Source organism: Amycolatopsis plumensis, assembly GCF_042652605.1.
GTDB lineage: Bacteria > Actinomycetota > Actinomycetes > Mycobacteriales > Pseudonocardiaceae > Amycolatopsis > Amycolatopsis plumensis.
Genome location: NZ_JBHSJY010000001.1, coordinates 1,021,601 through 1,033,603, shown reverse-complemented (window position 1 = coordinate 1,033,603; position 12,003 = coordinate 1,021,601). Strand labels below are relative to the sequence as shown.

Sequence of the window (12,003 nt, the reverse complement as noted above, 5' to 3'; positions counted from 1 at the left end):
AGCCGGCTCGCACTGGCGTCACTCGGACGTGTCCGATTCCACTGCCCAGCTATGTTACCGGTCGGTACACTCGACGAAACGTCCACCGCCGGAGGTGCCCTGTGCCGTACCCAACGGACCGCGAGCGAGACCGACCGTGGGTGATGCGGACCTATGCGGGGCACTCCTCCGCGGCCGCGTCGAACGAGCTCTACCGGCGCAACCTCGCGAAGGGGCAGACCGGCCTCTCGGTGGCCTTCGACCTGCCCACCCAGACCGGCTACGACCCGGACCACCAGCTTTCCCGCGGCGAGGTCGGCAAGGTCGGCGTCCCGGTGTCGCACATCGGCGACATGCGACGCCTCTTCGACGGCATCCCGCTCGCCGAAGCCAACACGTCGATGACCATCAACGCGCCGGCCATGTGGCTGCTCGCGCTGTACGTCTCCGTGGCGCGCGAGCAGGCCGAGGCCGAGGGGCGCGACGTCGACGAGGTCCTCGCGAAACTCGCCGGCACCACGCAGAACGACATCATCAAGGAGTACCTCTCCCGCGGGACCTACATCTTCCCGCCGGGGCCGAGCCTGCGGCTGATCACCGACGTGATCGCCTGGACCGTGCACCACGTCCCCAAGTGGAACCCGATCAACATCTGCAGCTACCACCTGCAGGAAGCCGGGGCGACGCCGACGCAGGAGGTCGCGTACGCGCTGTGCACCGCGATCGCCGTGCTCGACGCCGTGCGTGACTCGGGGCAGGTCGACGCGGCCGACATGGCGAAGGTCGTCGCGCGGATCTCCTTCTTCGTCAACGCCGGTGTCCGGTTCGTCGAGGAGATGTCCAAGATGCGCGCGTTCACCGCGCTCTGGGACGAACTCACGCGGGATCGTTACGGCGTAACGGATCCCAAGGCGCGCCGGCTGCGCTACGGCGTGCAGGTCAACTCGCTCGGGCTGACCGAAGCCCAGCCGGAGAACAACGTCCAGCGGATCGTGCTGGAGATGCTCGCGGTGTCGCTCTCCCGCGGCGCCCGCGCCCGCGCGATCCAGCTGCCCGCGTGGAACGAGGCCCTCGGCCTGCCGCGGCCGTGGGACCAGCAGTGGGCGCTGCGGATGCAGCAGGTGCTCGCGTTCGAGACGGACCTGCTGGAGTACGAGGACATCTTCGACGGCTCGCACGTCATCCAGGCCAAGGTCGACGAGATCATGGCCGGTGCCCGCGAGGAGATCGCCCGCGTGCAGGACCTCGGCGGCGCGGTCGCCGCGGTCGAGAGCGGCTACATGAAGTCGCAGCTGGTCGCCTCGCTGGCCGAATACCGCCGCGAGCTCGAGAACGGCGAGCGGGTCCTGGTCGGGGTCAACAAGTTCGAGACGACCGAGCCGTCGCCGCTGCAGGCCGAGGGTGCGAAGGCGATCGAGACGATCGACCCGGCCGTCGAGAAGGCCGCCGTCACCGCCATCGAGGAATGGCGCTCCCAGCGGGACAACGACGCCGTCGAGCGGTCGCTGGCCGCGCTGAAGGAACGCGCGCAGACCACGGAAAACCTCTTCGAGGCCACTGTGGACTGTGCGCGGGCCGGCGTGACCACCGGCGAGTGGGCCGGCGCGCTGCGCGAGGTGTTCGGCGAATACCGGGCGCCCACCGGGGTTTCCGCGACCGCGAGCGGCGGTGGCGACCCCGAGATCGAGCGCGTTCGCGCCCGCGTCCGGGAAACCGAGGCGGAGCTGGGCGAGCGGCTGCGGATCCTGGTCGGCAAGCCGGGCCTCGACGGGCACTCCAACGGCGCCGAGCAGGTCGCCGTCCGGGCGCGTGACGTCGGTTTCGAGGTGGTCTACCAGGGCATCCGCCTGACGCCCGAGCAGATCGTCGCGGCCGCCGTGCAGGAAGGCGTGCACGTCGTCGGCCTGTCGGTGCTCTCGGGTTCGCACCTCGAAGTCGTCCCGCACGTCGTCGACGGCCTGCGTGCCGCGGGCGCGGGTGACGTGCCGGTGATCGTCGGCGGCATCATCCCGCCGGACGACGCCGCGCTCCTGGCCGAACGCGGCATCGCCCGGGTGTTCACGCCCAAGGACTACGAGCTCACCGGCATCATGGACGGCATCGTCAGCCTGATCCGGGAGCGGAACGGCCTCAGCTGAGCTCCGCCAGGACGTCCTTTGTGGACTTCACGGTGGCGAACTGGTTGGCCAGGTTCGCCGCCGTGACGCGGTAGAGCTCGTCCGCGGTCACCCCTGGGAGGTCGAAAGTGAACGTGGCGTCGAGGGCGAAAGTGACGTCGTAGCCCAGGTTCCCGCCCATCCGCGCGGTGGTTTCGCAGCAGAAGTTCGTCTGGATGCCGGCCACGACGATGCTGGTGATGCCGCGCTTGCGCAGCCACGCGTCGAGGTCGACGTCGCCGAGGAACGCCGAGTTGACCTTCTTGCCGAACACGAGGTCCGGCCGGGCGCCGTCGAGTTCGGGCTTGAAGTCGTTGCCCGGCTGGCCCGAGCGCAGCGGCGAGCCGGGCTTCGGCGAATCGTGGTGCACGAGCACCACCGGGAGCCGCCGTTCCTGCCACGCGTCGAGCAGGGCCTTCATGTTCGCTTCGGCGCCCGGGTTGTTGCGGGGGCCCCAGAACTCCGGGTCGTCGAACCCGCGCTGGACGTCGATCAGAATGAGTGCCGTTTCGGTCATGCCGCCGAGTTTCGCGGCCTTCGACGCCTCCGGGGGAGTGGCAGAAGGTGCGCGATGCGGTACTTTCCTGCCATGCGCACCATCGGCGTTCTGCTGCTGCCCGGCACCCGGATGTTCGACCTCGCGGTGATCGGCGAGGTCTGGGGACAGGACCGCACCGACAGCGGGATCGGCCCGTTCACCGTGCGGCGGTGCAGCCCCGGGCGGGTGCGCACGCCCGCGTCGCCGTTCGGCGACGTCGCGGCCACGCACGGGCTCGCCGGGCTCGACGGCTGCGACCTCGTGCTGGCGCCGGGCCGCGACGACCCCCTCGCCCCGGTGCCGCCGTCCGCCGTCGCGGCGCTGCGCCGCGCGCACCGGGCGGGGGCGACCGTCGCCGGGTTGTGCTCCGGCGCGTTCACCCTCGCGGCCGCCGGCCTGCTCGACGGCCGCCCGGCGACCACCCACTGGCGCGACCTCGACGCCCTCGCCGGCGTCGCGCCGCGCGCGGACCTGCAGCGTGACGTGCTCTACACCGACGATGGCGGGGTCCTGACGTCCGCGGGTGTCGTCGGCGGCCTCGACCTCTGCCTGTACCTGGTCCGGCGCGACCACGGCGCCGACGTCGCCGCCACGCTGGCCCGCCGCCTGGTGATGCCACCGGCGCGCGAGGGCGGGCAGCGCCAGTACGTCGACACCCCGCCGCCGCCGTCGACGGCCCAGCCCGGCCTGACGTCCACGATGGACTGGGCGCTGGCGCGGCTGGGGGACGGCATCGGCGTCGAAGACCTGGCCGGGCACGCGCGGATGAGCGAACGGACGTTCCACCGCGAGTTCGCCGCGGCCACCGGTGTCACGCCGGGGCGCTGGCTGCGCGTCCAGCGCGTCCGGTACGCGCAGCGGCTGCTGGAGACGACGTCGCTGCCGGTCGAGCGGGTCGCCGAGCGGTCCGGGCTGGGCACGGCAGCCAACCTGCGGCGCCGGATGCGGGCCGAAGTCGGCGTCGGCCCGGACAGCTACCGGCGCACATTCCGAGGGGTTAACGTCGGGGTATGACCGACTACCGGCACATCCTGGTGAAGCGCGACGGCGACACCGTCACGATCACCATGAACCGCGCGGCCCGGCGCAATTCGCTCTCCGCGGACCACCTCGCCGAGCTGCTCGCCGCGTTCCGCGAGGCGGGGACGACCGACGCGACCGGGGTCGTGCTGGCCGCCGACGGCCCGGTGTTCTCCGCCGGCCACGACTTCGCCGACGTCGCCGCGCGCGACCTCGTGGGCGTGCGCGAGCTGCTGACGCTGTGCACGGACCTGATGAAGACCATGCAGTCGATCCCGCAGGTCGTCATCGCGCGGGTGCACGGCCTGGCCACCGCGGCGGGCTGCCAGCTGGTGGCGTCGTGCGACCTGGCCGTGGCGGCCGAGTCGGCGGGGTTCGCGCTGCCGGGCGGCAAGGGCGGCTGGTTCTGCCACACCCCGGCGGTCCCGGTGGCGCGTTCGATCGGCCGGAAGCGCCTGATGGAGCTGGCGCTGACCGGCGACGTCATCGACGCGGCGACGGCGCTCGACTGGGGCCTGGTCAACCGGGTCGTCCCCGACGCCGAGCTGGACGACGCCGTCGCCGAGCTGCTGGCCCGGGCGACGCGCGGCAGCCGCGCCAGCAAGTCGATGGGCAAGGTGACCCTGTACGCCCAGCTCGACCGGCCCGAGCCCGACGCGTACGCGATCGCGCTGGAGGTCATGGCGGCGGCGTCCCAGCTGCCCGGCGCCCGCGAAGGCATGGCCGCGTTCCTGGAAAAGCGCAAACCCTCCTGGCCCGACTGACCCCCGCCGAAGCGGCACTTTCATAGGGAAAGTGCCGCTTTTTGCGTGGTCCGCAAACCAGACCATACGGTATGGTATGGTTATGGCGAGCAAACGGGACTGGCTGGACGCGGGACTGGTGCTGCTGGCGGAGCAGGGGGCGCCATCGGTGACCATCGAGCGGCTCACCGAACGCCTCGGCCTGTCGAAAGGCTCCTTCTACCACCACTTCAAGGGCATGGGCGGCTACCGCACCGCTCTGCTGGAGCACTTCGAGGCCGAGCGCACCACCCGGTTCGTGGAGCGGGCCGAAGCGGCGGAAGGTGACCGGCTGAGCGCGTTGCTGGATCTCGTGCTCGCGCCGGGAGCCGGGCCGGAGCTGGAGATCGCCGTCCGGGCGTGGGCCCTGCAGGACGCCGAAGCCCGGGCGGTCCAGGAGCGCGTGGACTCCACCCGCGTGGCCTACCTGACCGAGATCAGCGGTGACGCCGATCTCGCGCAGGCCCTCTACCTGGTCGTCGTCGGCGCGGGGCAGGTGGTGCCCCCGCTGCCCGGCCGGCAGCTCAAGAACGCACTCGAACTCGTACTGGGGAGAAAGAAATGACCGAGCCCTTCGCCGACGGCGCCGACTACGTCGAATTCAAGGAGATCGCGAGCGAGAACAGCCTGCGCGAGTTCGTCGCGGGTGTGTTCGGCTGGTCGCCGTGGTGGGTCAAGGGACTCTTCGGCGTCCGGTACCTGCTCGCCAAGGCCCTGCGGCTCGACACGGCGTCCGTGCCGCGGACCGGCCGGCTCCGGCCGGAGGACGTCGGGTTCGCCCCCGGCGACCGGATCGCGTTCTTCACGGTCCGCGCCGGCGATCCGGAGCGGTACCTCGTGGCGGGCGTGGACGACAGCCACCTGACCGGGTACCTGACGGCCGAAGCGGTGCCCGGCGGCTTCCGGTTGGGCACGATCGTGCACTTCCACAACCGCGTCGGCCCGGCCTACTTCGCGCTGATCAAGCCGTTCCACCACCTGGTGATCCGGGGCATGCTCAAAGCCGGTGCCGCTCGAACAGCAGCAGCCGGGCCCAGGCGGCAATGGACTGCGCGTCGGTGATCTCACCCGCGAGGATCATCTTCTCGACGTCCGCGCGGGCGAACCACTCGCTGCGCATGTCCTGCTCTTCGTGCTCGCGCTCCGGCTCGCCCTCGGTGATGTCCGTGGCGAGGAACACCCAGCCGCGCTGGCTGCTCATGCCGGCGGCGACGTCGAGCTTGCCCAGCGGGGTCATCGAGCCGGCCCGCAAGCCGGTCTCCTCGCGCAGTTCCCGCGCGGCCAGCTCGGCGGGCGGCACGTCCGCCAGGCCCGGCGCGGTGCCCTGCGGGAACTCCCAGCGCCGCTCGCCGAGCGGGTAGCGGAACTGCTCGACCAGCCGGAACCGGTCGCCGTCCTGGGCGATGACCAGCGCGTACGCCGGTTTGTCGATCACGCCGTAGATGCCCGGTGAGCCGTCGGGGCGGCGGATCTCGTCCTCCCGCACCGTCATCCAGTTGTTCCGGTACACCTCGCGGGACGCGACACGCTGAATGGGGTCCACCCGCCCAGTATCACCGACCCTGTCCTACCCTCCTCGGGTGCGTCTCGTGATCGCGCGGTGCCAGGTCGACTACGCCGGCCGGCTGACCGCCCACCTGCCGATGGCCACCCGCCTGCTGCTCGTCAAGTCCGACGGCTCGGTGTCGGTGCACTCCGACGACCGTGCGTACAAGCCGTTGAACTGGATGAGCCCGCCGTGCTGGCTGATCGAGGACGGCAAGCTCTGGATCGTGGAGAACAAGCAGGGCGAGAAGCTGGTGATCTCGATCGACGAGGTCTTCCACGACTACTCCCAGGCCCTGGGCGCGGAGCCGGGCCTGCAGAAGGACGGCGTCGAAGCGCACCTGCAGGAACTGCTGGCCGAGCACATCAAGACCCTCGGCGACGGCTACACGCTGGTACGCCGCGAATTCCCGACCGCGATCGGCCCGGTCGACATCATGGCCCGCGACGCCGACGGCCGCTCGGTGGCGGTCGAGATCAAGCGCCGCGGCGAAATCGACGGCGTCGAGCAGCTCACGCGGTACCTGGAGCTGCTCAACCGCGACCCGCTCCTGGCGCCGGTGCAGGGCGTGTTCGCCGCCCAGATCATCAAGCCGCAGGCCCGCACGCTGGCCGAGGATCGCGGCATCCGCTGCTTGACCCTGGACTACGACGAGCTCCGCGGCATCGAGTCCGACGAGTTCCGGCTGTTCTGACGTGTCCGATGTGGAGCCCGGCCGGTACGTCCACCACAAGGGCGGCGAGTACGAGGTGCTGGGCGTCGCCCGGCACAGCGAGACGGAAGAGGAACTCGTCGTGTACCGGGCGCTGTACGGCGAGCGTGGGCTGTGGGTGCGGCCGAAGGTGATGTTCACCGAGACGGTGGAGACGCCCGCCGGCCGCGTTCCGCGGTTCCGGCGCGTGCCGGACTGACCCGGCTCGCGCAGAAGGCCGGGTCTTCCGAGTGGACCTGGGTGCCAGAGCCCGACATCGTGGGTGTATGCGGTCGATCCCGGAAAAGACACTGGAGCACTGGGCGGGCCGCCGTTGCCGGTGTACTACGTGTTCCCGATCCCCCACTGGACCGGTCCGCTCACCTCCCGCTCCGGGTTCTCGCCACCCGCTCCGGGCGGGTCGGGCGCTCCGCCGGAATGGTGGCGGCGGCAAGCCGGTCCGGCGTGGTTCGGCGACTGGCTCTACGTGATGCCGGCGCGCGCGGTGGCCGCTGCTTTGCGGACCGGCTGGAGCACATCGGGCCGTCGGAACGAGAAGTTGTTCACGTTGGCTGGTTCTCGTCCTCATGGCCGGGTGCCGGACTGGGCGAGCCTGTTCGGGCAGGCTCCGCTTCACCGGCCGTTGAAGTGGGCACCGGCCAAGAGAGCGAATGGTCGATCGGTGAGTTGCTCGATCAGCCTCGGCGGCAACGCCGTCCGGTACGGGACGGACGCGTCGAAGCGCTGGTAGGTGAGGGAGGTGCCGGCGACGAACGTGTGCTGGTGCACATCCCGGAGACGTCGCTCACCTGAGTTCCGGTGGGTGGCGGACTGACCTGGTGTCGTTGAAAAATTGACCCCGACGCTGCCCGAACGGGCGGTATCCGGGCCGATACCGAATCGATGCCGTAATCGGTGTATCTGATTCGAGGATTATTCCTCCGCCAGGAAATCTTTGACCCGATAGTCACCCGCGCGGTGAGAAGAAACTTTTTCAACGCCTTTTGTGCGCTGTTCGGGTGAGTTCGGGATCCTATTCGCCGGTGGCGTGCGACACTCGATTCGAGGGGTTCCGCCGGTGCGTCCGGCGTGGCCGGAGGGTGGTGGCGCTCGGCCGTCTTTCTTCGTCGTGCCAACGTTTCAGTCCGCCTTCGAGCTCGGGGTGCGCATGCCAGCCGGCCGGTGTGTGCGCATTTTCGCCTGCACGCAAGGAGGAAGTCATGCGTTATCGCCCACTCGGTTCCGACCCGGTCGACCCGCGCCTGGGCCGGTTCATTCCGGACGACTGGCGGCACGTGGAAAGGTATCCGCTCGGCGCGCTGGCCGACGAAGACCGGCCCACCCGGTCGCCGGTCGTGATCGGCGTCAACTGGTACTCGGCGTTCGACCAGCCGGAACAGGACGAGACGTCCGGCGAGTTCTTCATCGCGAAGGCCGGCGTCAAGAAGCTCGGCCACATCCGCGGCGGCCACTGCGTGTGCCTCGAGCCGGGCGGCACCCCGGACACCGACGCCTGGTACGCCTTCTACGACCAGGGCCACGAGGGCGCCTGCGTCGGCTTCGGCTGGTCGCGGTGCATGACGATCTTCAACGGCAGCGAGTACGCGGCCCGCTGGCTGTGGGACTCGGCCAAGAAGCGCGACGAGTGGCCCGAAACCAACCCCGGCGACGAGAACGGCACGTCGGTCCGGGCCGCGGCCGAGGTGCTCAAGGACACCGGGCACGTCCTGTGGGACGAGTCCTACGAAGGCGACGACTGGCACGCCCGCGAGAAGTACACCGCCGAGGCCAAGCAGGGCATCAAGGCGTTCCGCTGGGCGAAGTCGGTCGACGACGTGCACGCCGTGCTCGCCAACCCGCGTGCCGACGAGCTCGGCGCCGTGCCGATCCTCAACTCCTGGGGCCCGGGCTACCCGCACCGGACCTACCTGCCCGACGCGGTGCTCGCCAAGCTGATCGAGGAGGACGGCGAGATCGCGGTGCCGACCGACCGCTGAGCCCGGCCGCTCCCGCGGCGCGTGGACTGAGGGCGCGTTTCCCCTGGTGATGACCCGGGGAGGCGCGCCCTCAGGCCATTGTGGACACGTCAGCGTGCCGACCCTGAATCCATGCAGTACTGTCCGCATCCGACGGGATGGTGGTGATTCCTGTCGGTTGTTGTCCTGTTTGACTCGTGCTGTTCCCAAGAATCATGGCCGGAGGTGGGTCGGGTGCTCGTCCTAGCCGATGCGAACCTGCGACTCGACGCAAGCGCGATCGACTACATCGAGTTGGCGTTCTACTTCGCGCTCGTGCTCGGCATCGGGTACCTCGCGCGACGGCAGGTGTCGAGCAGCCTCGACTTCTTCCTGTCCGGCCGCTCGCTGCCCGCCTGGGTCACCGGCCTGGCGTTCATCTCGGCGAACCTCGGCGCGGTCGAGGTCATGGGCATGTCGGCCAACGGCGCCCAGTACGGCCTGCCGACTGTGCACTACTTCTGGATCGGCGCCATCCCGGCGATGCTGTTCCTCGGCATCGTGATGATGCCCTTCTACTACGGCTCCAAGGTCCGCAGCGTCCCGGAGTTCATGCGGCGGCGCTTCGGCAAGCCGGCCCACCTGGTCAACGGCATCAGCTTCGCCGCCGCCCAGATCCTGATCGCCGGCGCGAACCTCTTCCTGCTGGCCAGCGTGGTCAACCTGCTGCTGGGCTGGCCGCTGTGGGTGTCGATCATCGTCGCCGCCGCGATCGTGCTCTCCTACACCGCGCTCGGCGGCCTCTCCGCCGCCATCTACAACGAGGTCCTGCAGTTCTTCGTCATCGTCATCGCGCTGGTGCCGCTGACGATCATCGGCCTGGTCAAGGTCGGCGGCTGGCAGGGCCTGGTCGACAAGGTGACCAACAGCCCGGGCGGCACCGCGCAGCTGCACTCGTGGCCCGGTGACAACCTGACCGGCTTCGGCAACAGCCTGCTTTCGGTGCTGGGCATCGTCTTCGGCCTCGGATTCGTGCTCTCCTTCGGCTACTGGACGACGAACTTCGTCGAGGTCCAGCGCGCGATGGCGTCGAAGAGCATGTCCGCCGCGCGGCGCACGCCGATCATCGGCGCGTTCCCGAAGATGCTGGTGCCGTTCATCGTGATCATCCCCGGCATGATCGCCGCGGTCACCGTGTCCGAGTACGTCAAGGACAAGCAGGTGCTGCTCGACGGCGGCAAGGCCGAAAGCGGCGTCACCTTCAACAACGCGCTCCTGCTGCTGATGCGCGACCTGCTGCCGAACGGCATGCTCGGCATCGCCATCGCCGGTCTGCTGGCCTCGTTCATGGCCGGCATGGCCGCGAACCTCAGCTCGTTCAACACGGTCTTCACGTACGACATCTGGCAGACGTACGTGAAGAAGGACAAGCCGGACGGCTACTACCTGAACCTGGGCCGCATCGTGACGTCGGCCGGCACGATCCTCGCGATCGGCACCGCGTTCATCGCGTCGAACTCCGGCAACATCCTGAACTACCTGCAGGACCTGTTCTCCTTCTTCAACGCCCCGCTGTTCGCGACGTTCATCCTCGGCATGTTCTGGAAGCGGATGACCCCGCACGCCGGCTGGAGCGGCCTGGTGTTCGGTACCGCGTCCGCCATCACGATCTGGGGCCTGTCGCAGGCCGGGTACATCGGCCTGGAGGGCCAGGGCACCAGCTTCGTGGCCGCCGGTGTCGCCTTCGTGGTCGACATCGTGGTGAGCGTCGTCGTCTCGCTGGCGACCAAGCCGAAGCCGGACGAAGAGCTGGTCGGCCTCGTCTACTCGCTCACCCCGAAGGAAACCCGGCAGCACGACTCGACCGGCGAGAACGCGGGCTGGTACCGCAAGCCGGGCCTGCTCGCGGGCATCGTGCTCGTCCTGACCATCGCCCTGAACGCCATCTTCTAGGAGGTCGGAATGGCTACCGAGTCGCAGCCGCGCGCACACAAGGCAGGCGCCTTCGACATCCGGCTGATCATCGCCCTGCTGATCGGCGTCTACGGCGTCATCCTCACTGTCATGGGCATCGGCTTCACCTCCGACGAGGAGATCAAGAAGGCGGCCGACGTCAACATCAACCTGTGGGCCGGGATCGGCATGCTGGTGGTCGCCGCGCTGTTCGTCACCTGGGCGCTGGTCCGGCCATTGGTCGTGCCCGCCGAGACCACGACGGAGACCGGCGACACACCGGCGGTCGCGGGCGAATAGCCGGGTTGTCCGGACAGCGGCGCGAAGGTGCCGCTACCGTGCATCGCGTGTCCCCAGACGTTCGGCGCCGCCGTCTCCTGAAGCTGTTCCTGCTGGTCACCGCGCTCGCGCTGCCGCTGACGGCGTGCGGGCCGGACCTCGGCAAGTCCAACTTCGCCCGGACGACGGTGCCCGCGGCGGCCGGCTCCGGTCAGGTCGCCGACGGCCCGATCACCGACGCCGCCGTGGCGGCCGACGTGCTCCGCACGATCCAGCCGTGCCAGTTCCTGACCAAGGCCGCCCTCGGCCCGCTGGGCCTCGGCACGGTCGAGGACGACCCGTCGCCGTCGACCATCGCCTTCGACACCTGCCGGAACAAGGTGAAGGACCCGGGCGGCAAGGAGATCCGGCTCGAGCTCGAGATCGGCAGCACCTTGCCGCCGCGCGCCGACAAGACGACCGGAGCGGTCAGCGGGCTGCCGCTGCGCGTGAACAAGACCGGCGACACCGACTGCACGGTCGCCGTCATGACGGCGTTGAACCCGGACGTGGCCCTCGAAGTGTCGGTCACCTACGCCGCCGACCCCTGCCGTCCCGGGCAGACGTTCGCCGAGGCCGTCGTCCGGAAGCTGCACAGCTCGCCGGAGAAGTACGCCACCCCCGCGGGCACCGTGCTCACCGCCGATCCGTGCGCGATGGCCGACGCGGCGGTGGTGACCTCCGTCGTCACGGCGGCGAAGCCCGCGCTCTCGGGCCTGCACTCGTGCGAGTGGCGGGACCGGAGTCCGTCGGTGACGGTCGGGTTCCGGCCGGGCCTGCCCCCGCTCGTCGGCGACGGGAACTCCAAGGTGGACCTCGGCAACGGCGTGACCGGCTTCCAGAAGCAGGCGACCGGGGGTTCGGCCCGGTGCCGGGTCGAGTGGCAGCACCGGCCGTGGCAGGGCGACGACGTCGAACTGGCCCAGGTGGACTACCAGGGCGACGACGACGGCGATCCGTGCGGCAAGGCGGTGACCGTCGCGAAGAACGTGGTCACCAAGCTCCCCAAACCCTGATCTGGCGGCGGGCGGCGCGGAGAGGTAGGAAGGGGGCACCCCACCCGCC

At 69.9% G+C, this 12,003-nt stretch carries 14 protein-coding genes; 12 read left to right on the top strand and 2 right to left on the bottom strand.

Annotation, left to right across the window (positions count from 1 at the left end):
* Positions 1 to 101 precede the first annotated feature (101 nt).
* The gene (locus ACFPLC_RS05025; protein ID WP_378188727.1) at positions 102 to 2,117 is read left to right on the top strand and encodes a protein meaA; all 2,016 of its coding nucleotides are present in this window, start codon (positions 102 to 104) and stop codon (positions 2,115 to 2,117) included.
* Here the strand turns inward: ACFPLC_RS05025 and ACFPLC_RS05020 are convergent.
* Positions 2,110 to 2,652 (bottom strand): cysteine hydrolase family protein, encoded by a 543-nt coding sequence (locus ACFPLC_RS05020; RefSeq protein ID WP_378188726.1) that lies wholly within the window; start codon positions 2,650 to 2,652, stop codon positions 2,110 to 2,112. The genes ACFPLC_RS05025 and ACFPLC_RS05020 overlap by 8 nt on opposite strands.
* 72 nt (positions 2,653 to 2,724) lie before the next feature.
* Here ACFPLC_RS05020 and ACFPLC_RS05015 point away from each other — a divergent pair, with 72 nt between their 5' ends.
* From ACFPLC_RS05015 to ACFPLC_RS05000, 4 genes are all read left to right on the top strand, one after another.
* Positions 2,725 to 3,687 (top strand): GlxA family transcriptional regulator, encoded by a 963-nt coding sequence (locus ACFPLC_RS05015; protein ID WP_378188725.1) that lies wholly within the window; start codon positions 2,725 to 2,727, stop codon positions 3,685 to 3,687.
* Entirely contained in the window at positions 3,684 to 4,457 is a 774-nt protein-coding gene (locus tag ACFPLC_RS05010) for an enoyl-CoA hydratase-related protein (protein WP_378188724.1), read from the top strand. Before ACFPLC_RS05015 ends, ACFPLC_RS05010 begins: the two co-directional genes overlap by 4 nt.
* A gap of 82 nt (positions 4,458 to 4,539) precedes the next feature.
* Positions 4,540 to 5,040: a TetR/AcrR family transcriptional regulator gene (locus ACFPLC_RS05005; protein WP_378188723.1), complete on the top strand. Its 501-nt coding sequence runs from the start codon at positions 4,540 to 4,542 to the stop codon at positions 5,038 to 5,040.
* On the top strand, positions 5,037 to 5,537 hold the full coding sequence (locus ACFPLC_RS05000; protein ID WP_378188721.1) for a DUF2867 domain-containing protein: 501 nt from the start codon (positions 5,037 to 5,039) through the stop codon (positions 5,535 to 5,537). Before ACFPLC_RS05005 ends, ACFPLC_RS05000 begins: the two co-directional genes overlap by 4 nt.
* Here ACFPLC_RS05000 and ACFPLC_RS04995 read toward each other — a convergent pair.
* The gene (locus tag ACFPLC_RS04995; RefSeq protein ID WP_378188720.1) at positions 5,473 to 6,018 is read right to left on the bottom strand and encodes an NUDIX domain-containing protein; all 546 of its coding nucleotides are present in this window, start codon (positions 6,016 to 6,018) and stop codon (positions 5,473 to 5,475) included. The genes ACFPLC_RS05000 and ACFPLC_RS04995 overlap by 65 nt on opposite strands.
* Positions 6,019 to 6,055: 37 nt before the next feature.
* On the opposite strand from ACFPLC_RS04995, the gene nucS reads away from it, so the two are divergent.
* From nucS to ACFPLC_RS04960, 7 genes are all read left to right on the top strand, one after another.
* On the top strand, positions 6,056 to 6,715 hold the full coding sequence (nucS, locus tag ACFPLC_RS04990) for an endonuclease NucS (RefSeq protein WP_378188718.1): 660 nt from the start codon (positions 6,056 to 6,058) through the stop codon (positions 6,713 to 6,715).
* Position 6,716: 1 nt separating this feature from the next.
* Entirely contained in the window at positions 6,717 to 6,932 is a 216-nt protein-coding gene (locus ACFPLC_RS04985) for a DUF1653 domain-containing protein (protein ID WP_378188717.1), read from the top strand.
* 129 nt (positions 6,933 to 7,061) lie between these two features.
* On the top strand, positions 7,062 to 7,463 hold the full coding sequence (locus ACFPLC_RS04980; RefSeq protein ID WP_378235705.1) for a hypothetical protein: 402 nt from the start codon (positions 7,062 to 7,064) through the stop codon (positions 7,461 to 7,463).
* Between the two features lie 469 nt (positions 7,464 to 7,932).
* Positions 7,933 to 8,709, top strand: coding sequence for a hypothetical protein (locus ACFPLC_RS04975; protein ID WP_378188716.1), 777 nt, complete (start codon positions 7,933 to 7,935; stop codon positions 8,707 to 8,709).
* A 213-nt stretch (positions 8,710 to 8,922) separates the two neighbouring features.
* Positions 8,923 to 10,620, top strand: coding sequence for a sodium:solute symporter family protein (locus ACFPLC_RS04970; RefSeq protein ID WP_378188715.1), 1,698 nt, complete (start codon positions 8,923 to 8,925; stop codon positions 10,618 to 10,620).
* Positions 10,621 to 10,629: 9 nt separating this feature from the next.
* The gene (locus ACFPLC_RS04965) at positions 10,630 to 10,920 is read left to right on the top strand and encodes a hypothetical protein (RefSeq protein WP_378188714.1); all 291 of its coding nucleotides are present in this window, start codon (positions 10,630 to 10,632) and stop codon (positions 10,918 to 10,920) included.
* A 47-nt stretch (positions 10,921 to 10,967) separates the two neighbouring features.
* Positions 10,968 to 11,954: a DUF3558 domain-containing protein gene (locus tag ACFPLC_RS04960; RefSeq protein WP_378188712.1), complete on the top strand. Its 987-nt coding sequence runs from the start codon at positions 10,968 to 10,970 to the stop codon at positions 11,952 to 11,954.
* Positions 11,955 to 12,003 lie beyond the last annotated feature (49 nt).